Source organism: Polaribacter butkevichii, from assembly GCF_038024105.1.
Lineage (GTDB): Bacteria > Bacteroidota > Bacteroidia > Flavobacteriales > Flavobacteriaceae > Polaribacter > Polaribacter butkevichii.
In genome coordinates this window covers 836780-860252 of the sequence record NZ_CP150661.1, presented here as the reverse complement: position 1 = coordinate 860252, position 23473 = coordinate 836780, and the positions used below count along the sequence as shown (strand labels likewise).

22 protein-coding genes and 2 tRNA genes are annotated in these 23473 nt (G+C 29.1%); 11 read left to right on the top strand and 13 right to left on the bottom strand.

Going from position 1 to position 23473, the window contains the following annotated elements; all coding sequences use genetic code 11:
- Positions 1 to 7 precede the first annotated feature (7 nt).
- Positions 8 to 1504: a hypothetical protein gene (locus WG951_RS03330; RefSeq protein ID WP_105048786.1), complete on the bottom strand. Its 1497-nt coding sequence runs from the start codon at positions 1502 to 1504 to the stop codon at positions 8 to 10.
- Positions 1505 to 1654: 150 nt separating this feature from the next.
- Here WG951_RS03330 and yiaA point away from each other — a divergent pair, with 150 nt between their 5' ends.
- The 7 genes from yiaA (at position 1655) to WG951_RS03295 (ending at position 8929) form a co-directional block, all read left to right on the top strand.
- Complete coding sequence (gene yiaA, locus WG951_RS03325; protein ID WP_105048785.1) at positions 1655 to 2140, top strand: inner membrane protein YiaA; 486 nt, start codon at positions 1655 to 1657, stop codon at positions 2138 to 2140.
- Between the two features lie 163 nt (positions 2141 to 2303).
- On the top strand, positions 2304 to 3224 hold the full coding sequence (locus tag WG951_RS03320; RefSeq protein ID WP_105048784.1) for an EamA family transporter: 921 nt from the start codon (positions 2304 to 2306) through the stop codon (positions 3222 to 3224).
- 10 nt (positions 3225 to 3234) lie between these two features.
- Positions 3235 to 4539 (top strand): MFS transporter, encoded by a 1305-nt coding sequence (locus WG951_RS03315; protein ID WP_105048783.1) that lies wholly within the window; start codon positions 3235 to 3237, stop codon positions 4537 to 4539.
- A 79-nt stretch (positions 4540 to 4618) separates the two neighbouring features.
- Positions 4619 to 5467: a DMT family transporter gene (locus tag WG951_RS03310; RefSeq protein WP_262510176.1), complete on the top strand. Its 849-nt coding sequence runs from the start codon at positions 4619 to 4621 to the stop codon at positions 5465 to 5467.
- Between the two features lie 70 nt (positions 5468 to 5537).
- Positions 5538 to 7565: a VWA domain-containing protein gene (locus WG951_RS03305; protein WP_245893499.1), complete on the top strand. Its 2028-nt coding sequence runs from the start codon at positions 5538 to 5540 to the stop codon at positions 7563 to 7565.
- 14 nt (positions 7566 to 7579) lie between these two features.
- Positions 7580 to 7966: an acyl-CoA thioesterase gene (locus tag WG951_RS03300; protein ID WP_105048781.1), complete on the top strand. Its 387-nt coding sequence runs from the start codon at positions 7580 to 7582 to the stop codon at positions 7964 to 7966.
- A 132-nt stretch (positions 7967 to 8098) separates the two neighbouring features.
- Positions 8099 to 8929, top strand: coding sequence for a prohibitin family protein (locus WG951_RS03295; RefSeq protein WP_105048780.1), 831 nt, complete (start codon positions 8099 to 8101; stop codon positions 8927 to 8929).
- A gap of 445 nt (positions 8930 to 9374) precedes the next feature.
- Here WG951_RS03295 and WG951_RS03290 read toward each other — a convergent pair whose 3' ends face one another.
- The 3 genes from WG951_RS03290 to WG951_RS03280 form a co-directional block, all read right to left on the bottom strand.
- A complete protein-coding gene (locus WG951_RS03290; RefSeq protein WP_105048779.1) occupies positions 9375 to 10178 on the bottom strand; it encodes a carboxypeptidase-like regulatory domain-containing protein in 804 nt (267 codons plus the stop codon).
- A gap of 167 nt (positions 10179 to 10345) precedes the next feature.
- Positions 10346 to 10429, bottom strand: a tRNA-Leu gene (locus WG951_RS03285).
- Between the two features lie 48 nt (positions 10430 to 10477).
- A tRNA-Lys gene (locus WG951_RS03280) sits at positions 10478 to 10550 on the bottom strand.
- Positions 10551 to 10647: 97 nt separating this feature from the next.
- Between WG951_RS03280 and WG951_RS03275 the strand changes: the two genes are divergently transcribed.
- The gene (locus WG951_RS03275) at positions 10648 to 11163 is read left to right on the top strand and encodes a shikimate kinase (RefSeq protein ID WP_105048778.1); all 516 of its coding nucleotides are present in this window, start codon (positions 10648 to 10650) and stop codon (positions 11161 to 11163) included.
- Here WG951_RS03275 and WG951_RS03270 read toward each other — a convergent pair.
- Together WG951_RS03270 and WG951_RS03265 are read right to left on the bottom strand one after the other, a co-directional pair.
- On the bottom strand, positions 11155 to 11664 hold the full coding sequence (locus WG951_RS03270) for a phosphoribosyltransferase family protein (protein ID WP_105048777.1): 510 nt from the start codon (positions 11662 to 11664) through the stop codon (positions 11155 to 11157). The genes WG951_RS03275 and WG951_RS03270 overlap by 9 nt on opposite strands.
- Positions 11661 to 12041 (bottom strand): RNA-binding S4 domain-containing protein, encoded by a 381-nt coding sequence (locus WG951_RS03265; protein ID WP_105048776.1) that lies wholly within the window; start codon positions 12039 to 12041, stop codon positions 11661 to 11663. Before WG951_RS03265 ends, WG951_RS03270 begins: the two co-directional genes overlap by 4 nt.
- Before the next feature lie 79 nt (positions 12042 to 12120).
- Here WG951_RS03265 and WG951_RS03260 point away from each other — a divergent pair, with 79 nt between their 5' ends.
- Together WG951_RS03260 and WG951_RS03255 are read left to right on the top strand one after the other, a co-directional pair.
- The gene (locus WG951_RS03260; protein WP_105048775.1) at positions 12121 to 12993 is read left to right on the top strand and encodes an FKBP-type peptidyl-prolyl cis-trans isomerase; all 873 of its coding nucleotides are present in this window, start codon (positions 12121 to 12123) and stop codon (positions 12991 to 12993) included.
- Positions 12994 to 13508: 515 nt separating this feature from the next.
- Positions 13509 to 14405, top strand: a complete 897-nt coding sequence (locus WG951_RS03255) for a M12 family metallopeptidase (protein ID WP_105048774.1) — start codon at positions 13509 to 13511, stop codon at positions 14403 to 14405.
- Between the two features lie 340 nt (positions 14406 to 14745).
- On the opposite strand, the gene WG951_RS03250 is transcribed toward WG951_RS03255, so the two are convergent.
- From WG951_RS03250 to smpB, 5 genes are all read right to left on the bottom strand, one after another.
- The gene (locus WG951_RS03250; RefSeq protein ID WP_105048773.1) at positions 14746 to 15339 is read right to left on the bottom strand and encodes an outer membrane beta-barrel protein; all 594 of its coding nucleotides are present in this window, start codon (positions 15337 to 15339) and stop codon (positions 14746 to 14748) included.
- Positions 15340 to 15390: 51 nt separating this feature from the next.
- Entirely contained in the window at positions 15391 to 16344 is a 954-nt protein-coding gene (locus WG951_RS03245) for a transketolase family protein (RefSeq protein ID WP_105048772.1), read from the bottom strand.
- A 504-nt stretch (positions 16345 to 16848) separates the two neighbouring features.
- Positions 16849 to 17427, bottom strand: a complete 579-nt coding sequence (locus WG951_RS03240; protein WP_105048771.1) for a Maf-like protein — start codon at positions 17425 to 17427, stop codon at positions 16849 to 16851.
- Positions 17428 to 17470: 43 nt separating this feature from the next.
- Positions 17471 to 18400: a geranylgeranylglycerol-phosphate geranylgeranyltransferase gene (locus WG951_RS03235; protein ID WP_170062890.1), complete on the bottom strand. Its 930-nt coding sequence runs from the start codon at positions 18398 to 18400 to the stop codon at positions 17471 to 17473.
- A gap of 38 nt (positions 18401 to 18438) precedes the next feature.
- Positions 18439 to 18906, bottom strand: a complete 468-nt coding sequence (smpB, locus tag WG951_RS03230; protein ID WP_105048769.1) for an SsrA-binding protein SmpB — start codon at positions 18904 to 18906, stop codon at positions 18439 to 18441.
- Between the two features lie 101 nt (positions 18907 to 19007).
- On the opposite strand from smpB, the gene WG951_RS03225 reads away from it, so the two are divergent.
- Positions 19008 to 19736 (top strand): DUF6503 family protein, encoded by a 729-nt coding sequence (locus WG951_RS03225; RefSeq protein WP_105049375.1) that lies wholly within the window; start codon positions 19008 to 19010, stop codon positions 19734 to 19736.
- 382 nt (positions 19737 to 20118) lie between these two features.
- Here the strand turns inward: WG951_RS03225 and WG951_RS03220 are convergent, their stop codons facing one another.
- Positions 20119 to 20616 carry a SixA phosphatase family protein gene (locus tag WG951_RS03220; RefSeq protein WP_105048768.1) on the bottom strand — a complete coding sequence of 166 codons (498 nt, stop codon included), beginning with the start codon at positions 20614 to 20616 and terminating at the stop codon, positions 20119 to 20121.
- A 152-nt stretch (positions 20617 to 20768) separates the two neighbouring features.
- Positions 20769 to 23378, bottom strand: coding sequence for an ATP-dependent chaperone ClpB (gene clpB / locus WG951_RS03215; protein WP_105048767.1), 2610 nt, complete (start codon positions 23376 to 23378; stop codon positions 20769 to 20771).
- Positions 23379 to 23473 lie beyond the last annotated feature (95 nt).

Below are 23473 nucleotides of genomic sequence, written 5' to 3'. Positions count from 1 at the left end.
ACTCAACTTAATTGTTAATCAAATCTAGAGTGACCAAATAAATATCTTGTTTGGTCATTTTTGCTTTTAACCAAGCAAAGAAACTCATCATAAAAATATCTTCTTTTTTGATGTCAATCCAACTAAAAGAAGTTTCTACCTTGTTTTTAAATTCTTTTGATGTGGCAATTTCTGGGTTTTTATAATAAACTTCTACTAACTTTAAATAGGTAATTACCCTTTCTTGATTGATTTCTGATAGGTTAGAAAAATAGTTTCTTTTAAAACTTTTTAATCGAGAATCTACCAGGTCGATGTTTCCTAAATCTATTTGTAATAAGATTTCAATTAGGTTCTTTTTAATCGTCCAAACAATACCTGCTTTATCTATATACCATTTATCTGTATGGTAAAAAGACGTAAATAATTTTTGTGCTTTTTCTAATGATTTGTGTTGATAGTAAAAAACAATTAGCGTAAGTGCTATGTCTAATTGCGCAACCATATTAAGGTTTTTCTTATTTAAATAAGGTTCTAATAAGGTAATTGCTTTTTCTTGATTTTTACTGTAATTAAGGTTTAAGGCAAGTAATAAATGATGTTTCGCGGCAAAATCAGAATAATATTTTTGCTTATTCTCTTTCATATTCAATAACATCAAATCTAAATATTGTAAAGATTCGGTAAACTTTTTGTTTCTAAAAAGTACGTTTGCAATAAGATACAAAACCTCTATATGATAAAAAAGTTGTTTGTTTTTAGAGGTATGATTTTTAATTACTTGATAGGTGTTAATGATAAATTGTTCAATATTATAATAATCGAATTTTTGAGCAGAAGAAATGCTGGTAATTTGAACTATTTGATAGAGGGACTTAAAAGATAAAGAATCTGATATGGTAATTTGATGTTCTTGTAATACGTTTTCTATAAGTTGTTTTATGTCTAAATTAGATTTGTTCTGTTGATAATCTACTAGAGATTTTCTAATCTGAGCATAAGCAATATTTAAATGATCTTCTAATAATAATTGTTGTTGATTTTCTTTAAAATCAGCAATTAACCCCTCGAGATTTAAACTTTTATTTAAATGAGAAAACTGAATTTTAGTATGATAAATTTCATTTAAAATAGAAAATAGTTGGTGTTCGTTGGCTATCAGTATCGTTTTATCTAAAATTTGATACCCAACTTTAATTTGTCCTTTTTGTAGAAAATTTCTAGCAGAAAGAATATATTTTATCAATTTTATATCGATAGAATTTTCTTCTTTCATACTCATGTTTGCCGTAAAATCTATTAATGATTGAAACAAACGCTTTCTTAAAGCGTGTAATGCAGGCTTATTTTGTTTGCCGTAGAGTTTGTGAGCCAGTTCTGCAGACGATAAATTATCCGACACTATCAATTTTACTAACAGACTATCTTTAGCATCTTTTCTTTTGTTCTTTTTATCTAAGTATAAGATAAAATCTTGTTGTTGTTCCTCTGTAAAAGTGCTTATTACTTCTTTTAAGTTTATCATTATATCGTCAGTAAAATTGTTGTAAATATAAATATTTAAAGTAATATGTGTATTTGTTGTTAAATTTAGTCGTCAGTTATTGTTTTAAATAGAGTTTATAGAACTGTAAAACTGTTGCAAATTTGTATCATAATTATTAAACTAAATATTATGAATTATCAAACAACATCTTCTATTAACGAAGAAACTAAAAAAGAAAGTAAAAAGAACAAAACTAAAAATGAACCCAACCAAAAACCAACGTCGGCTTATGTTGGTGCTTCTTGGGGAGTTTTAATCATCGGACTCTTGTCTTATTGTATTGGTTTATGGAATGCTTCTATGGAGTTGAATGAAAAAGGGTATTATTTTGCCATTATTCTAATGGGAGTTTATGCAGTTATATCACTACAAAAAGTAATTAGAGATAAAGCAGAGCATATAAAAGTAAGTGATATTTATTATAGCATAAGTTGGGTAATTGTAATTGCATCGCTTTTATTATTAATTATCGGACTTAGAAATGCCGATTTACTTTTAAGTGAAAAAGGGTTTTACGGAATTTCATTTTTACTCAGTTTATTTGGTGCAATTACGGTACAAAAAAATACCCGAGATATTGATTTTATCAACAATAAAGCTACAGAAGAAAAATAGTTAGTTTGATAATGGTTTTTTTACCAAAACCTCACAAGTTTAGGCTTGTGGGGTTTCTTTTTTTAGAATAGAAATAACAAGTTAAAATAAATGCAAAATAGGTTAATCTGTAATTTTATTTATAACTTTTCTATTTCTACCTTTGAATAGAAATTACCATCATTTGAAAAAATCAAAATTACTTATAATATTGGCATTTATTTCCATTTATGTTATTTGGGGATCTACTTATGTGTTTAATAAAATTGCAGTAACAGAATTATCGCCATTTTTTTTAGCGGGTATTCGTTTTACTACTGCAGGAGTTTTAATGATCATTTTAGCTGCTGTTTTAAAACATAATTTATCTATTTCTAAAATACAGCTTAGAAATGCAAGCATTGCTTCTTTTTTCTTTTTGGTATACGGCAATGGTGTTTTTGTTTGGGCTTTAAAGTATGTAGATAGTGGTTTTGGAGCCTTATTAGCATCTACACAACCTTTGTTTGTTTTATTTTTATTAAGGTTGATAGATCAAAAACCGTTTCAAAAAAAATCGATGATTGGCGTGGTTTTAGGTATTTTAGGAATGTATTTATTGGTAAGTCAAAAAGAATTAACAACCTCAGAAGGAAGTTTATTAGGAGTTTTTATGATACTAACTTGTGTTTTAAGTTGGAGTTATGGTAGTGTTTTTGTTTCTAAAGCAGAATTACCCAAAAGTCATTTAGTAAGTACAGGTTATCAAATGCTGGTGGCAGGTGCTATTTTATTTATAGCAAGTTTAAGTTTTAATGAAGAATGGGTTACGCCATTATCTTGGAGCTTTAAAGTGCAAATTGCCATGTTTGTATTGATACTCTTTGGTGGAGTTATTGCTTTTACAGCCTTTAATTTTTTACTAAAAAATGTTGCAACAGAAAAAGTGTCTACTTCTGCATATGTAAACCCTGTAATTGCCTTGTTTATGGGGTGGTTTTTTTTAGACGAAGTTTTAACTCTTCAATCAATAATAGCATCTATGGTGTTACTAACAGGGGTTTATTTTATTACTTCTCGTAAAAGGGTTGTAAAAGTAATCGAAGAAGAAAGAATAAAACCTTAAAATAATGATGATGAAAAATATAAATTCATTTTCTTTTATCAACCCTAAAAAATGGCCTTTTTTTTACGGTTATGTAGTTTTAATTATAGGTAGTATTGGTATTTTATTTAGTATTCCAGGGCAGACTGTTGGGGTTTCTGTGTTTACAGATCCTGTAAAAGATGCTTTGGGCTTAACAAGAAACCAATTTAGCAACGCTTATTTAATAGGTACTTTAGTCAGTGCTTTTTTTGTAACAAAGGCAGGAAGGTTGTTTGATAAGTTTGGGGCAAGATTTGTAGCTTTTTTTGCTGCTTTTTTTTTAGGAGTCGCACTAGTTCTTTTTTCTTATTCAGAAGGCATTAGTAATCACTTAAAATTATTTTTAAACTTAAAATCTTGGTTAATTCCTTTTGTGTTGCTAAGTTTTTTGTTCTTTTTAGTCCGTTTTTGCGGACAAGGAGTATTAACCATGTCTTCTAGAAATATGGTAATGATGTGGTTTGATAAAAACCGAGGTAAAGTAAATTCTATTAGTAGTATTGCTGTTTCATTAGGTTTTTCTAGTTCGCCAATTTTGTTTAATTATTTAATTGATAAAAATGGATGGGAGGTAAGTTGGCAAATATTAGCGGTTTGTTTATTTATTTTTAGTTTTTTAATCCTTCAGTTTTATAGAAATAAACCAGAAGATTTTGGTTTAATTCCTGATGGATTTATTTCTATAAAGAAAAGTAAGAAGAAAATTAAAAGTTCTGAAATAAATTTTACCTTAAAAGAAGCTAAAAAAACAAGAGCCTTTTGGATGTTTGGTTTAGCGCTAGCTTTTAATAGTTTTTTTAGTACTGGGTTTACCTTTCATGTAGTTTCAATTTTTAAAACACAAGGTTATGAAAAAACAGATGCTATAGCTGTTTTTTTACCCATTTCTTTAATTGCTATTTCGGTTTCTACGTTAGCGAATATTCTAAGCGATTACATTCAGCATAAAATTTATCTTTTTGTAATGATTTTTAGTGGTTTTTTGGCTGCTGTTGGACTTTTAATTTTAGACACTACAATAGGCATTTATCTTTTAATTATTGGCTTAGGAGTTTATAGTGGACTTTTTGCAGTTGTAAATGCAGTTACTTGGCCACGGTATTTTGGAAGAAGTTATTTAGGGTCTATAACCGGTAAAGTAATGAGTTTTATAGTGGTTGCAAGTGCCTTAGCACCCAGTTTATTTAGTTATTGTTTTTCTGTTTTTGGTAGTTATAGTTTTGTAAGTTATATTTTATTACCCTTTTTAAGTTTTTTGTTTATTGGCTCTTTGGCAATAAAAAAAGTTGGATAATTTTTAGAATAGAATAATGCTTTGTTTTAAGTATTTGCGTAATGTTTTTGGTATCGTTATAAATAAATAGCTCTTAATTTTGAATGTAAAAAAAGCGATTAAATACATGTTAATAAGTACACTAGCTTTTGCTTGTATGAATACTACTGTAAAATATTTAAAAAGTGTTCCAACTTTCGAAATTGTATTTTTTAGGTCTTTAGGATCGTTATTTTTTACTCTTAGTTTTTTATTGAAAAATAAAATACCCATGATTGGTAAAAATAATAAATTATTAATCTTAAGAGCTTTAGCAGGTACCTCCTCTATGACATTTTTTTTTATGTCTGTAAAATATTTATCTATTGGCACCGCGGTATCAATACGATATATTGCGCCAATTTTTTCTGCAATTTTTGCGGTATTTTTATTAAAAGAAAAAATAAAACCAATTCAATGGAGCTTTTTTGTTATTTCACTTATAGGTGTTTTTATTCTTAAAGGGTTTGATCATCATTTAAATACAACAGGGTTAATTTTGGTTTTGCTTGCCTCTGTTTTAAGCGGTCTTGTGTTTGTTATTATCAACAAAATAGGAAAAACTGAGCATCCCATTGTTATTGTAAATTATTTTATGATGTTTGGTACTGTTTTGGGTGGTGTGCTTTCTATAAATAATTGGGTAACTCCTAAAGGAATAGAGTGGCTCTTTTTGGTGTTTTTAGGTGTTTTTGGTTATGTGGGGCAGGTATTTATGACCAAAGCATTTCAGACCGCTTCTACTAATATTGTGGCGCCTGTTAAGTATTTCGAAGTTATTTACACAGCAACTTTTGGGGTCTTTTTATTTGGAGAAGTCTATACCTTGTATAGTTTCTTAGGAATTGCTTTAATTATTGGTGGCTTAATTTTAAATATTTGGTATAAATCTAAAATGAATAATTCATAGAAAGACTCTAAAAAATTAGTATTTGTATTTCAATACTTATTTATATCTTTCACCATAAAATAAAAAATCATTGCAAACTATAACTGTTATTTACTGTATTCTAGCCTTGTTATTGAGTCTTTTTGTGGCTTATTTTCAGTATTTTTTTAAGCAAAAAAAGAAAGCAAAAATAGATGTGTTGCTGTTTGTTTTAAAAACAGTAAGTCTTTTTTTGTTGCTATTGTTGTTGATAAACCCGGCAATTAAGAATGTAGAAAATGAAAACACAAAACCTGTTTTGGCTGTTTTGGTTGATGATTCTAAATCTATTTCTTTTTTTAAGGAAGATAAAAGCATACAAGAATTTTTAGAGGCACTGCAAAAGGATAAAAGTATAGTGGAGAAGTTTAATGTAGAGGCTTTTTCTTTTGGGAACAAAATAACCCTTTTAGATAGTCTTTCTTTTTTAGACGGTAATACCAATGTATATAAAGCAATAAGTACAGTAAATCAATTGTATGAGGGTAAAATTGCGCCAATTGTAGTGTTGTCAGACGGAAACCAAACAGTAGGCAATGATTATGAATTTATCAATGCTAAGCAAAAAATATATCCAGTGGTTTTTGGGGATACTGTTTTGTACAAAGATTTAAAAATAAGTCAGTTAAATGTTAATAAATACAGTTACATCAAAAATAAGTTTCCGGTAGAGGTATTGTTAAATTATGAAGGTAAGGAAAACGTTACTTCTCAGTTTTCGATAGTTAAAAAAGGGAAAACCATTTTTACAAAAAAAGTTCAATTTTCTGCAACAAATAATTCTAAAACCATCACTACAAATTTAACCTCCACTAAAGAAGGACTGCAATATTACACAGCTTCTATTCGTAAAATTGAAGGAGAGAAAAACACAAAAAATAATACAAAAAGTTTCTCTGTAGAGGTGATAAACGAACAAACAAAAGTGTTGGTTTTAACTTCTGTTCTGCATCCAGATTTAGGGGCTTTAAAAAAATCGATAGAAAGCAATAAACAACGTTCTGTGTCTGTTTTTTTAGTTGATGAATTTAAAAATCAAATAAATGATTATCAGTTAATTATATTGTATCAACCAAATAATAGCTTTAATAAAATTATAAATGATATTAAAACGAGTAATAGTAACTATTTTTTAATTTCGGGAGCAAATTCAGATTGGAATTTCATCAATAAAAACCAATTAGGGATCTCTAAAAATGCCCTTCGTCAAACAGAAAATTATGGTGCATTATTTAGTAATTCTTTTTTAACTTTTTTGCAAAAGGATATTGGTTTCAATCAATTTTCGCCGCTTAAAGATCAATTCGGAGAGGTTTCAATCTCTAGAGAACATCAAACCTTATTATTTCAAAATATTAACGGATTAGAAACCAAACAACCTTTGTTGGCAACTTTAGAAATCAATAATCAAAAGTCTGCTATTTTATTTGGGGAAGGTTTATGGAGGTGGAGATCCGCTAGTTTTTTAAACTCTAATTCTTTTCAAGATTTTGATACGTTTATAGGGAACTTAGTGCAATATTTAGCCTCTACCAAAAAGAGAAACCGACTAGAAGTAGCTGTAGAAAACTTGTATTCTGATGCTTCTGTAATAGATATATCGGCCTTTTATTTGGATAAAAACTATCAGTTTGATGCAAGAGCTTCTTTAGAGATTTCAGTTACAAATACGGGTACTAAAAAAGTAATAAAAGTACCTTTTTCGTTAATGAACAATTCTTATCAAACAGAAATAGAGAATTTAGGTCCTGGAGATTATAGTTATACGGTATCGGTAATTGGGCAGCAAATAAAGAAACATGGTAAGTTTAAGGTAACAGAAAATCAAATAGAAGAACAATTTACCAATGCAAATTCAACTAAGCTCTTAAAATTAGCCGAAAAAACAGGAGGGAAGCTGTATTTTAAAGATGAAGTAGACAAATTAAAAAAAGAAATTTTAGCTGATAAATCGTTTTACACTACTCAAAAATCAATTATAAGAGAGCAAAGTTTAATTGATTGGAAATGGGTTTTATTTACTGTAATTACCTTGTTTACAGTAGAGTGGTTTGTTAGAAAATATTACGGAAAAATTTAAAAACAAAATTTTATATGAGATTTCACACAAGAAAATGGGTAAAACCAGAAGATTTAAACCCAAATGGAACTTTATTTGGTGGTAGATTATTGCAGTTTATTGATGAAGAAGTTGCAATTTATGCTATTATACAATTAGAAAATACAAGAACAGTTACAAAATATATGTCTGAAATAGATTTTGTAAGTTCTGCAAGACAAGGAGATATTATTGAAATAGGTATTGATGTTATAAAATTTGGAAATACCTCAATTACATTAACTTGTAGTGTTAGAAATAAGTTAACACGAAAAACAATTATTGAAGTAGAAAAAATAGTGATGGTTTCTTTGGATGAAAACGGGCATCCTAAAAAACATGGAAAAACAGAAATTGAATATGTAAAAGATCGATTAGAATAGTTGTTTTTTTATTTTAATTTTAGTAAAATTTGTAAGACTATTTCCAAAAACCTCTAAGGAAGATTGTATTGATATACATTGTTTTTGATGAAGTTATATTGTAAATTTGAAAGAATTTAAAAATAAAAATAAATGGCAAGTAATCAAGTTGATATTAAGTTTCCTAAGGGAGGCGTTTTTTTTATCATATTAGCAGTAATAGCAATAATTGTATTTTCTAAATCTACAATAACCATTGGTCCTGGAGAAGGAGGTGTTATTTTTGAGGCTTTAGGAGACGGTATAAATACAGAAAAAACATATAGTGAAGGATTTCATATTGTAGCTCCTTGGAATAGAATGATTGTAAGAAAAGTACGTCAGCAATCTATTTCTGATGAAATGAATGTACTTTCTGTAAACGGATTAGAGGTTAAAGTAAACGGAACTATTTGGTACGAACCAGAATTTTCTAATTTAGGTAAATTAATTAAAACTAAAGGAGAAGATTATGAGCGTGAGTTGTTAGATCCTGCAATTAATGCAGCAGCAAGAAGTGTTGTGGGTAGATACACACCAGAGCAATTATATTCTAGTAAAAGAGATGTAATTGAGCAAGAAATTTTAGATGAAATTAAAATTGTTTTAAAAGATCAATATTTATTAGTAACAAGAGTTTTGGTAGAAGATGTAAAATTACCAACAACTATTAGAACTGCTATTGAAACAAAGCTAAAACAAGAACAAGAGTCTTTAGAATACGAGTTTAGAATTGCAAAAGCAGAGAAAGAAGCTAAAAGACAAAAAATTGATGCAGAAGGAAAAGCAGTGGCAAATAAAATTTTAAGTGCTTCTTTAACTGATAAAATTTTACAAGAAAAAGGAATTCAGGCTACTGTAGAGTTGTCAAAATCTGCAAATAGTAAAGTAATTGTTATTGGTTCTGGAAAATCTGGAATGCCAATTATTTTAGGGAATCAATAATTATTGATTTCTGTTTTAAATAATATTTTAAAGGAGTTGAATGTAATTTCTTTACAAACCGAATACGAATTAAAAATCCAGCTTTTGCTGGATTTTTTTTATGCTTCTAGTTTAACTCTTAAAGTTTTGTTAAACTCAATTTTAAGATGTAACTAATTTGTTTCTCCTTTGTCTTATAGATGTATTTGATGATGAGAGGTAAGCATAAAAATAAAGTTTTATACAAGTGTATTTTATTGAAATAAAGATAAAATACCTTTACTACAAAGGGTAAAGTATCATTTTAAAGAAGTACAAGGTATTTTTAGTTATAGTTAGGTTAGTTTTTAATAGTTGATTAAGGTCAGAGACATTTGTGTTTTTGGCCTTTTTCAATAGGTATAAAAAAAGCCTTGAGTGAATTTACCTCAAGGCTTTTAAATATTTATAATTCTAGTTAAACGAATTAATTCTTTACAGGAATTTTATCACGCTCAATCTTTCCTTTTTTAAGTGCTTTGTAGTTTTCGTAGCAATCTAGTACGGCTTCAATCATTTGTAAATCAGAAGCCTTTTTAATAAAGTATTCAGAGTAGTTACAGTCGGTTAATAACTCAGTAAGCTCTTGTCTATCCATTTGTAGGTATTCCATCATAACCTCTCTGTCAAACTTACCAGATAGCATTTTACGTAAATTGTCTTCGTCTTTTAGTTTTTGTAATTTTTTTAATTGTTTTGGTTTTTTACCAAACAGATTGTATAAGAAATCAACTGGCTGAAATAAGGCAGCAATAGGTGATGAGAAGTCATTTCCTTTAGGTTTCCCAACTTCATAAGTTTGTGGTAGTCCATTGATTTTAATTCTTGTAAATCGATCTTTAGGCACTTGTTTTACATCTATTTCTAAAACACCAATTAATTGGGTAGATTTTATAACAACTTCTCTAATTTCTTCTGGTTTTTCATATAAAGCAATTAGTAACTCGTTACCTTTTAGTAAATCGTTTGTAATTTTTAATTTGATAGATGCAAAACCTAAATAAGAAACCAAAATAGTGTCATTAGCTTTTGTTGGTATTTCAAAAAAACCTCTATCATTGGTAATTGTACCTTGTACGCTGTTTAAATTTAATATATGTGCAGCGCTTAAAACTTTTTTAGTTTTTGCGTGAATAATTTGCCCTTTTAAGGTTTTAACACGTAGGGTGTCGTTTTGAGAGAATGTACTTAGCGATGCGAATAAGCACAAAATATATAATAGTCTTTGCATATTGCAATAATAGTAATAAAAGCGCTTAAAAAGGTTAATTTTATTGTAAAAACATACTGTTTTTTTACTGGTGATGAAATTATAGCGGTAAACTTATCTGCTTGTTATAAAATAAGATAGTGTTTAGTGTAATTAAAAAAGGCAAAGGTTTAGAAGAAGTGTAAAAGTGCGCACGAGAAGATTCGAACTTCCACGTTCTTGCGAACACAGCCCCCTCAAGGCTGCGCGTCTACCAATTTCGCCACGTGCGCATTTGTGTAAAGCAAAAATGTTAAGCATATTGCTTAACATTTTTTTTGTGACCGGGCTGGGGCTCGAACCCAGGACCCTCTCCTTAAAAGGGAGATGCTCTACCAACTGAGCTACCAGGTCTATTTTGTAAACCGGTTGCAAATATACAATCAAACATTGGAACTATTAGCATTAAATTGAAAAAAAATTACAGATATTTGCATAAAAATAAAAATCAATGAAAATAGTGTTATTAGGGTATATGGCTTCGGGAAAATCAAGTATTGGTAAACGACTTTCTAAAAAGTTGTCTATGAAGTTTTTAGACTTGGATGATTATATTATTGAGAAAGAAAAAATGTCGATTTCTAAAATATTTGAAACCAAAGGAGAGGTGTACTTTAGGTTGATAGAAAACACCTATTTGAAAGAAATTTTAGCTAAAGATGAAAATTTTATCCTTGCTTTAGGTGGCGGAACGCCTTGTTACGCTAATAATATGGAAGAAGTTAACAAAGCAGATACTTTATCGATCTATTTAGAAGGTAGCACTGCAACCATGATTGAACGCCTTATTAGAAAGAAAAGTAAACGACCTCTAATTGCTTCTTTAAGTGATGATAAAATACCAGAATTTGTTGCAAAACATCTTTTTGAAAGACGCCCTTATTACGAGCAAGCAAAAACAACCCTAAAAATAGATCACAAAACTAAAAAAGAAGTAGCAGAAGAATTAGAGCAATTACTAAACTAAATATGCTACAGCTTCAGTTTCTTTTGTAGAAAACTCAACTTGTATGTGTTCTTTTATAGAAGTAGATAAAGAAATGCCCTTAAAGTCTGCCTTTACAGGGTATTTTTTATGATTTCTATTTACTAAAACAGCTGTTTTAAATCTTTTTAACGGAACATCTAAAAAATGCTTAATTCCGTATATTAAAGTAGTTCCAGAACTTAAAACATCATCAACTAAAATTAAAGACTTATTTTTGTAGTCTGTCACGTCTAAAGAAGTAGAAACAGGTTTTAAAGGATGTTTTTTATCAATATTTACTTTACAAATAGTTACTTTTAAAGGAGATATTTCTTGTAAAACTTCTACTAATTTTTCAGCAAAAATATATCCATTACCAACAATACCTGCTAGTATTACTTCTTTTTCAGAACTATTTGTTTCGTATATCTGATATGCAATTCTTCTAATTTTTTGAGAAATTTGCAGTTTATTTAATATAATGCTACCTGATGTTGTCATATTTCTTCTGTTGTATCGTCTTGGTAATTATCAATATCTCTTCTGTCTTTTTTTGTAGGTCTACCAGTTCCTTTTTTTCTATAATAATCTTTTGCAAATTTTAAAAGATCTGTTTTTTCAAACTCTTCTTTTGGGGTAATATCTTTTCTATAAAGATCTACTAATTTTGCACCAACTCTACTTACGGGTAAATCTAAAACTTTTATTTGATAATTGATTTGATTTTTTCTAACTAAAATCAACTCATCACCAAAAATTTCTTTAGATGGTTTTACGCTACTGTTGGCTATCTTAATTTGTCCTTTTTTACAAGCTGTTGTTGCCAAACTTCTTGTTTTAAAAACTCTAATACACCACAAATATTTATCAATTCTCATAAAAATAGTTAAAATATAATGTTTGTCTTTTTACAAAGGTATAAAATTGGTAAATTGCGTGCTCAAATTTAAAGATTAAATGAATAAAATAAAAAATATTTTTGCTTTTGCAATTATTTCAATTCTGCTATATTCTTGTGGAAGTAGTAGTTCTACAGAGGTAGATAACTTTGATCATGAAGCTCAGGCTTTAATAGATAATGATACTTTAGTTCAATTTCTAAAAAAACATTATTTTGATGCTTCTACAAAAACTGTTACAACTTTGGTTGATGGAGAAACTGCCCTTTATGATGATGCTAAGTTAAAATCTATGAGCATTACCGAAAACGAAATTGATTACACATTATATTATTATGTAAATACAGTAGGTAGCCCAACAATAGATAAAGGTAACCCAACGGTAATGGATTCTGTTTTTGTAAACTATGATGGGCAAAGAATTGTGGATACAGAGAGTATTAGTGATTCTTTTGATAGTAATGATGGTATTTGGCTAACATTAAATGCAGTAATTAGAGGTTGGTCTCATGGTTTTACCAATTTTAAAGGAGGGGATAATATCACAGATAATGGTCCTATTACCTATGAAAATGGAGGGAAAGGAATTTTATTTATTCCTTCTGGTTTAGCCTATGCAAATATTGGTAGCGGAAGTATTGCTGCAAATGAATGTTTACTTTTTTACATCGATTTGTATGATTTTGTAAAAGGAACAGATCATGATAATGATGGTGTTGCTTCTATAAATGAAGATGCTGATGGTAATGGAGAGCCTAGAGATGATGATACCGATTTAGATGGAGTTCCTAATTATTTTGATACAGATGATGATGGAGATGGTGTTTTAACAATCAATGAAGATGCAAATAAAGATGGTAATCCTGCAAATGATTTTAGCGATACTAACAATCCAACTTTACCAGATTATCTAAATCCAGATATAAAATAAAGTATTTAAAAAACACTAAAATTAGATACTATACAAACCTAAAATAAATTCTGGTTTATAAAAAAAGACTCTTAAGAAATTAAGAGTCTTTTTTTTGTTATAAAGATGGCTTTTAAAAGATTTATTTTTTAAAACTTTAATATATAGCATTAAGATAGAGCTAGGGCAAATAAGCTTTCTTAAAAATGATATTTACTTCTATATTCTTTGTTAATTAGTAGTAAAAATTAGAATGTATAATTGCTGAAAAAGTACAATGTTTATTCATTAAAAAGTTCTTTAAAATTTTTAAGAGTTATTGATGATAATTTTTACGTGTTTTCTTAAAACAAATAATTTAAATGTTAATAATTAGGATACTTAAATTTAATGCTATTAATTTTGGTTTTTTAATAATTTTAGTTTTGATAGTTGTTTTTTTAAAACTTAAAATATATTATTTCTATTAAAATGTTTAAGTTTACATAATTATTAACCAGAAATTAACCAAACTATTAATTAAAAACAACTAAATCATGAAAATTCTTAAGAATTTATCAATTTTTTTAACTGTGCTAATTTTGGCTTCTTGCCAGTCAGAAGCAGGAATTGAAACAGAAAACCTAAGTGAATCAATGACTAATGAATTAAAATTAACATTAGCAGCCGAACAAGTTACATATGATGAAAATTTGCCAAAAGAATCTAAATTATTGTATGGAACTAAAGTTGAAATGATTGCTTTAGGCGATGGAAATTACGCCTTAGGAGATATGCTTTTTACCGATGAAGATTTTGCACAATCTAATATTAATGCAAAAGGACAAGGTGTATGGGATAGACGTGGTGGTAAATGGCCAAATAGCACTTTACTTTATAAGTACTCTGCTAGTATGCCTCAAGCTACTAAAAATAAAGTAGATAATGCTGCGCAATACATTACAAATAACACAGATCTTACTGTAAGAAAGTGGGTAAGTACAGATACTGCAGGATATGTATGGGTTAACTACAGTAACGATAGTGGATGTTCTGCTCAAATTGGTTATAGAAATAAAAAATCTCCAGGTCAATCTATGAATATCGCTTCAAATTGTTCAGAAGGTTCTACTATCCATGAATTTTTACATGCAGCTGGTATTGTTCATGAACAAAATCATTGGAACAGAGATGCTTATTTAACTGTTTTATATAATAATATTGATGATAACAAAGAGTTTAATTATGTAAAATTATCAGATGCAAATGGTTGGGAAATTTCCGACGTAGTAGATGTAAATTCTATAATGATGTATGGGTCTTATTTTTGGCAAACTGCTACAGCAAAAGCAAATGGTTGGAGAACTATGAAAAAGAAAGATGGTGGTACAATCGTTCCAAACAGAAGTTACATGACAACAAACGACAAAGCAATTATAAATGCTGTATACTAGTTATGTGTAAACATAATTTTTTATAAATTACTCAATAAAAATAGGTTAATAATTATAAAATTAAGCCAGTGAATTTATTTTCACTGGTTTTTTTATGGTTTGATATTTTAGATTGATTAAGAAAAAAATTTTTCTAAGAGAGGTTTTGTGTTACGCTATTGTTGTATTTACAATATATTTTTTAATTGGTCTGGTAAGGTGAATTGTTTTTAAATAGTTGTTTTGTTATTTCTAATAAACTCTTAAATAAGTCTATTATATTCTAAGAAGGTGTATTTTAATACAAAAAAAAGCTCTTGAAATTTTCAAGAGCTTTTTTAATATTAAATAATTTGTGTACTTATAACTTTAAAGAAAGTCCAAATATTATTTGATTCGTTCTGTTATCTACGGTAAATTTATCAGCAAACTTAGCTTCGTTTCCAGATAAACCTCTTTCCCAACGTACATCTATACCTATATTACCAAACTCTACTCCAGCTCCCATTTGAAGTCCTACAGAGAACTTATCAAGTTCATCAGAAGTCAAATCTTGAAAAGTAATTTCATCATCTAAAATGTATTGAAAAGAAGGACCAATAAAAACATTTGCAAATCCTAAGAATTTTTTACCTACTAAAACAGGTACATCTAACTTCTTAAATGAATAATCATCTGAACCGACTGCTTGCTCAAACTCTGTCTTAACTTGTGTATAAACAATTTCTGGTCTTACATACAAACCTAAAACAGGGATGTCTCCACGAAACCAAATTCCTGCATGATAACCAGATTTAGCTTTCGCTCCATCAATTACATCATTTCCTAAACTTTCAACAGAGTCGTCTCCACTATTATTGTAGTTTACACCAGCTTTAATACCAAAATCTACTTGAGCGTTTGACACTTGGTTAAAACCAAAAGCCAAAAACATCATTAAAATTACTTTTTTCATCATTTTTTTTATTTAAAGTTAATACAAGTACGCTTTAAACTTAAAACGCATTTATTTTCTAGAAATTACTTTTTTAACAGCTTTAACAACAGCAGCAGCATCTAAACCATATTTAGCCATTAACTGTTCTGGTGTTCCAGATTCTCCAAAAGTATCATCTGTACCAACAAACTCTTGCGGAGTAGGGGTGTTTAAAGCTAATGTTCTTGCAACACTTTCACCTAAACCACCTAATTTATTATGTTCTTCTGCGGTAACAATACAACCTGTTTTAGCAACAGACTTTAAAATAATTTCTTCGTCTAAAGGTTTAATTGTATGAATATTAATTACTTCTGCAGATATTCCTGCTGCTTCTAATTGTTCTGCTGCTTGTAAAGATTCCCAAACTAAATGACCTGTTGCAACAATTGTTACATCTGTTCCTTCTGTTAATTGAATTCCTTTTCCAATTTCAAATCTTTCATCAGTTGGCATAAATACAGGTACTTTCGGGCGACCAAAACGCAAGTATACAGGTCCATCAAAATCTGCAATTGCAATCGTTGCTGCTTTTGTTTGGTTGTAATCACACGTATTAATAACGGTCATTCCTGGTAACATTTTCATTAAACCAATATCTTCTAATATTTGGTGTGTTGCTCCATCTTCTCCTAAAGTAACTCCAGCGTGAGATGCACAAATTTTTACGTTTTTACCAGAATATGCAACAGATTGACGAATTTGGTCGTACACTCTACCTGTAGAAAAGTTAGCAAATGTTCCTGTAAAAGGTATTTTACCTCCAATTGTTAAACCAGCAGCAATACCAATCATGTTTGCTTCTGCAATACCAATTTGGAAAAATCTCTCAGGATTTTCTTCAATAAATTGATCCATTTTTAAAGAACCAATTAAATCTGCACATAAGGCAACTACGTTTGGGTTTGTTCTTCCTAATTCTGTTAAACCATCTCCAAAACCTGAACGAGTGTCCTTCTTTTCTGTGTACGTGTATTTTTTCATTATATAATTGTTGTATTGTGTTGTAAAATTTGCGTAAAAATAAACTTTTATTTTACTTTAGAGAAGAGAAAAGTTTATTAAGAAGTAAGACTTATTAAAATTAAACGATGAAGTCTTACAAAGAATCACTAAACGGTTAAAAAACGAATCTTAAGATCTTCTAAAAAGTGTTTTGCTGTTAAATCAGGATAAAAAAATAAGCTCCTTTATATAAAAGAAGCTTATTAATATTAAATTGATAGACTTTATTTATCTGTAACGTCTTTTTAAATTCCAAACGATAGAACTTGTTTGGCTATAATTTTTTGCTGGAGTTCCAACTTTGTTTTCTGCGTTTGTTTTTTGATTACTTCTGATCATTATTGTTTTTATTTTGCGGGTGCAAAATTAGTTGGTATCTAAGCCTTAAAAAACAATAGCTTTAATGAGTTTGTATAGTATGTTACCTTTTTTGGCTTTTATTTCGTAATTATTTGATTAATAGGTTGCAAACAGTTTTTTGTTTTATAAATTCATCAATTCTTTATAAAGTTTATGAACTGGTAAACCTACTACATTAAAATAACTGCCTTCTAAATTATCAATAGCTATAAAACCAATCCATTCTTGAATTCCGTATGCACCTGCTTTATCAAAAGGTTTATAATTCTTAATGTAATAATTAATTTCATCATCAGAAAGCTCTTTAAAAGAAACCGTAGTTACATCATTTATAATTTTCTGAAAGAACTTACTTTTTATGCTTATCGATGTAATAACTTCATGTTTTTTGCCAGATAAAGCTCTTAACATATTAAAAGCATCAGTTTCGTCTTTTGGTTTTCCTAATGCTTTTTCTTCTAACCAAACAATGGTATCAGAAGTAATTAATAAATCGTTTTCTGATAAATTACTAAATGCTTGAGATTTTAAGTCGGCTAAAAAATCGGTTATCTCGGTTCCTTTTAATTCAGGCGGATAAATTTCTTCAATCTCTTTAAGTTGAATTGTAAAATCGATGTCTAAATCTTTAAAAAATTGTTGTCTTCTTGGAGATTTAGAAGCGAGTATTACGTTGTATTGTTTTAATTTTTCTCTTAACATTTGTTTCTTTCGTTATTACTGCAAAGGCAGCAATCTGTTTTTATTATTTTAGTTTAAACAATACCATCGATAATATACCAAAAAGCATTACTATTTTCATCAAACTACTTAGTTTAGAAAAGTCTTTCTTCGTTTCCGAAATCCATAATTTATACATAAAATAAAGGAATGGAAGTAGAATAAACACAATTCCGTAACCTAAAAGTAAATAGTCTTCTTTTAAAGACTGAAGTACAATCAATAGAAATACTAATAGAATAGCACTAAAGAAAAAAGCGACTTTAGAAGCTCTTTTTCTTCCAATTAAAATGGGTAAAGTTTTTGCTTTTATTTTTAAATCACCATTTACATCTTCTATATCCTTTATAATTTCTCTAATAAAATTGGTTAGAATAGAAAATATAATATAGATAATAGCTGTCGCTAATAAATGAAAACTGGTACTAAGGTTACTAATTACTTCTAAAAGATTACTGCTATGAGCATTGGGTTCATTAAATAAGACGGTTATAAAAATAACCAACCCTAAAAGAGTAGAAACTACTAAATTACCAAATAGTAGTGTTTTTTTTAAATACTTAGAATATAAAAATAACACTAAAATGGTTCCTAAAAAGATAAAAATGTATTCTGTGTTTTCTGTAGTTATAGATACATATATGCTTAAAAATAATCCTAAAATACTAGTTAAAGCATAAAGAAACCAAGCTTTTTTTATAGAAATAGATTTGCCTATAATAACCTTTGTTGGTTTGTTTATTTTATCGGTATCAATATCAAAAATATCATTAATAATATAACCACCAGCCGTAATTAATAGAACGCTAAGAGTTAGTAATGTAAATTGATAATGGGTTAAAGTTATACCTGTATAAGTCGTGTGAATTAACGTGTAGTTTTTAAAACTAATGTTGCTAAAAAAAATAGAATCTATTAACGCGTACTTGGTTAAAACCATTGTTAATAAAACCATAAAGAGGTTTTTATAACGAATTAGCCTTAAAAAATCCATTATCCGTTAAAGCTCTTTTTAATACGTGCTAAATCTCGTTTGTTGTCTCTATCTTTTAAAACCTCTCGTTTGTCATGTGTTTGTTTCCCTTTTGCTAAGGCAATTTCTAACTTTGCAAAACCTCTATCATTAATAAACAAGCGTAAAGGCACAATGGTATTTCCTTTGGCTTCAACGTCTTTTCTTAAAGAACGTAATTCGCGTTTATTCATTAACAATCTACGCTCACTTTTAGGTTTGTGGTTAAAGTGATGCCCAAACATGTATTCTTGAATGTACATATTAACAATAAACAATTCTCCGCCTTCATTAAATTCACAAAAACTCTCTGTAATTCTAGCCTGACTTAAACGAATCGATTTAATTTCCGTTCCTGTTAACTGAATTCCAGCCACGTATTTGTCTAGAATTTCAAATTCGAAACGTGCTTTTTTGTTCTTTATGTTTATATTTTTCTGAACAGCCATTGACTGATTTTTATTTAAATAATTTTAACAAAGATACATTTTTACTTTGGTCAAAGAAATGTAATTTTGAAATCTATTACCCACTCAATAAAACAAAACCAATGAAGTATTTACCAATTCTTTTTTTAGCTTTTTTAATTTCTTGTAAACCGTCTGAAAACAAGTTAACTGCACAGCAAATTATAGATAAAACTATTGTGTATTCTGGTGCAGACAAGGTGGCTAATTCAGAAATTAAATTCAAATTTAGAGACAAAGAGTATGTTGCTTATCGAGAAAACGGTAATTATAAATTAATTAGAGAGTTCGATTCTGTTATAGATGGTCTAACAAATGAGGGGTTTAAAAGGTTTATCAATCTAGAAGAGCAAAAACTGTCTAAAGTAGATTCTTCTAAATATGCTAATGCCGTAAATTCTGTACATTATTTTTCTGTGTTGCCTTTTGGGTTAAATGACAAAGCGGTAAATAAAAAATTATTGCCATCAGCTACCGTAAAAGGAAAGGAATATTACAAAATAGAAGTTACATTTTCTGAAAATGGAGGAGGAGAAGATTTTGAAGATGTTTTTATTTATTGGATTGGTAAAGAAGATTTTTTAGTAGATTATTTAGCCTATTCATATCATACAAATGGTGGTGGAAAACGTTTAAGAGTTTTAAAAGAGCAATGTGTAAAAAACGGAATTCGTTTTGTAGATTTTCATAATTACAAGCCTTTAAATAAAGAAGTTTCTCTTGTTGATATTGACAAAGCTTATGAAAATAATGAACTTAAAAAAGTTTCTGAAATTGTTTTAAAAGATATTGAAGTTAAAGTTTTAGAGTAAAATTAAAAGGTGTTTTTTTTGAAGCTATTTCCTGCTTGGAGTTTATCTTGAGCGAAGTCGAAAGACACTCGCTTTTTTTACTTCTGTTCTCGATACAAATTTTTCATTCTTCAAAATTCATTCGAACTGACAGTAAAAAAGAGCTCAAACAAATGCTGCAAACAGGGCTATAAATTTGCTAATTTGTTTTAGAGTTAGCTAATAATTTATTTTTTTAGAAAGCATTTAAAACATAAATATTACTCAACGTTTTCTATAATACTCGTTTTTTATTTTGTCATTGCTAAGTTTACTTTTTTGTAAACTGTGGCAATCTCTAAATAATAATCAACAGATTGCTTCGTTCCTTGCAATTGCGCTAATTAATTTAAGAAATAAATAACTAATCTACTTTTATGATATTACAGTTTTTTTTATCACCAGTAATTGTTACAGTGTATAAACTAGCGTTGTCATTATCATCGATGTCTTTGTATTTTTTTTCTCCTAAAATTTTATTCACAAAAGCAGGAGTTGTATTGCTATGACCAACTACTAGAACTGTTTTTCCTTTTGTTTCTTGCTGAAAAATAGAATCGTACATTTTTCTAGGGTTGTACTTTATAATTTCTAAATTTTTACTTTCTGCTGTTGGTGTTGCTGTTTGTAAGGTTCTGTTGTAATTTGTAGAATAAATAGCATCCAAATGAATGTTTTTAAAATGATCTGCCCATTTTTTTGCTCTTTCCTGTCCTTTTTTATTCAAATTAGGATTTCTATTTGTGCCATTTGTTCTGTCTTTTTCTGCATGGCGAATTAAATAATACGTTGTAGTTTCATTAGAAGTACAAGAAGTTAGAAAAGCAAAAGCAAAAACAAAAAGGAGTAAAAATTTCTTCATAAAAGTTATTTTAAAGAACGAATATACTTAAAAAAGAAAAAGTGATGTTTTTAAACATCACTTTTTCCTTACGAACTTCACTATTAATAATGTCTGTTTTAGAGGCTCTAACAACTAAAAGATTGCTTCGTTCCTCGCAATGACATTAATTTTTAAGTACTCTCAATTAAATCAGACTGATTTCTAAACACCAACTGATCATCAAAAGCATCAATTAAAATAATACTATCTGTGGTAATTTTACCAGACAATATTTCTTTAGAAAGCTGGTTTAAAACTTCTTTCTGAATAACTCTTTTTACAGGTCTTGCTCCAAATTCTGGCTGATATCCTTTTTCAGCTAAATATTTAATAGCTTCGTCTGTTGCATCTAAAGTAATTTCTTGCTTACCAATCATTTTCTTTAAGTGTTCTATTTGTAATTTTACAATTTCAAATATATTACCCTTGGTTAATGGCGTAAACATAATTACGTCATCAATTCTGTTTAAAAATTCTGGTCTTACAGATTGTTTTAACAATGCTAAAACTTCTATTTTAGCCAATTCGGTTACTGAATCTAAATCTGCTTTTGGATCGCTAAATTTCTCCTGAATTATATGACTACCAATATTAGAAGTCATAATAATTATGGCATTTTTAAAATCGGCAACACGTCCTTTATTATCTGTTAACCTTCCTTCATCTAATACTTGTAACAACACGTTAAAAGTATCTGGATGCGCTTTTTCTATTTCATCTAAAAGTACCACAGAATAAGGTCTTCTTCTAACAGCTTCTGTTAATTGACCACCTTCATCATAACCAACATATCCCGGAGGCGCACCAACCAATCTACTTACAGAATGACTTTCTTGATATTCACTCATGTCTATACGTGTCATAGCGTTTTCATCATCAAAAAGGTATTCTGCCAAGGCTTTTGCTAGCTCTGTTTTACCAACTCCGGTGGTTCCTAAAAACAAGAAACTACCAATAGGTTTATTAGGGTTTTGCAAACCAGCTCTAGAACGTCTCACGGCATCAGAAACAGCAACAATAGCTTCTTCTTGTCCAACCACTCTTTTGTGCAATTGCGCTTCTAATCTTAACAGTTTTTCACGTTCAGACTGAATCATTTTTGTTACCGGAACTCCAGTCCATTTGGCAACAACTTCCGCAATATCATCATAGGTTACTTCCTCTTTAATTAAAGATTTTTCAGATTGATTTTCTGCCAATACTTTTTGAAAAGCTTCTAAATCTTCTTGCGCTTTTTTAATTTTACCATATCTAATTTCGGCTACTTTACCATAATCGCCATCACGTTCTGCTTTTTCTGCTTCAATTTTTAAATCTTCTATTAAGGCTTTTGCATTCTGAATATTATCTACCACCTCTTTTTCAGATTTCCACTTCGCATTCATTTCATTACGTTCTTCTTTTAGGTTTGCTAAATCCGAGCGTAAAGATTTTAACTTGGTTTCGTCTTTTTCACGTTTTATGGCTTCAATTTCAATTTCTAACTGCATCACTTTTCTGTCTAAAACATCAAGCTCTTCTGGTTTAGAATTTATTTCCATACGCAGTTTTGCCATCGCTTCATCCATTAAATCAATGGCCTTATCTGGTAAAAAACGATTGGTAATATAACGCTGAGATAATTCTACAGCACCAATAATAGCCTCATCTTTAATACGAACCTTGTGGTGTGTTTCATACTTTTCTTTAATACCTCTTAAAATAGAAATGGCACTTTCTGTATCGGGCTCATCTACAATAACTTTTTGAAAACGTCTTTCTAAAGCTTTGTCTTTTTCAAAGTATTTCTGATATTCATCCAACGTAGTTGCACCAATTGCACGCAACTCTCCACGCGCTAAAGCTGGTTTTAGAATATTAGCTGCATCCATAGCACCTTGTCCGCCACCTGCACCAACTAACGTGTGAATTTCATCAATAAAAAGTACAATATCACCATCAGAAGTAGTTACCTCTTTAATAACCGCTTTTAAACGCTCTTCAAATTCTCCTTTATATTTTGCACCTGCAATTAAAGCTCCCATATCTAAAGAAAAAATAAGTTTTCCTTTTAGATTTTCTGGCACATCTCCATCTACAATTCTGTGTGCTAAACCTTCTGCAATTGCAGTTTTACCGGTTCCTGGTTCTCCAACTAAAATTGGATTGTTTTTTGTTCTACGAGATAAAATTTGTAATAACCTACGGATTTCTTCATCTCTACCAATTACAGGGTCTAACTTACCATCTTCTGCTAATTTGTTTAAGTTTTTAGCATATTTATTTAAAGAATTATAGGTTTCTTCCTGACTTTGAGAAGTTACTCTTTCTCCTTTTCTTAATTCGTCTATTGCGGCTTGTAAGTGTTTTTCTGTAACACCTTGGTCTTTTAAAACTTGCGCAATATTACTTTTAGATTTAAAAATAGCTAGAATTAAATGCTCTATAGAAACATAATCATCTTTCATTTTTTTAGCAATTACAGCTGCTTCTGTTAATGTTTTACTTGCTTCTCTAGACAGCATTAATTCTGCACCAGAAACTTTAGGCAAACTCTCTAATTGTTTGTCTAAAATTTGTTCTACAATAGTAATATTGATGTTCAATTTTTTCAAAAGAAACGGCAAAACATTTTCATCTACTTGCGTTAAAGCTTTAAAAATGTGCTCGTTTTCTATTTGATTATGACCAAAACCTTGCGCAATCTGTTGCGCCATTTGTATGGTCTCTTGCGATTTTGTTGTATAATTGTTAAAATTCATTTTCTAAGTTTTTGTTTTTTTTTGATAACTATAAAGCAATTTTAATACCATCTATTTTTTAAGTTTAAAGTAAGTCAAATTGTCTGTAAAGCGTT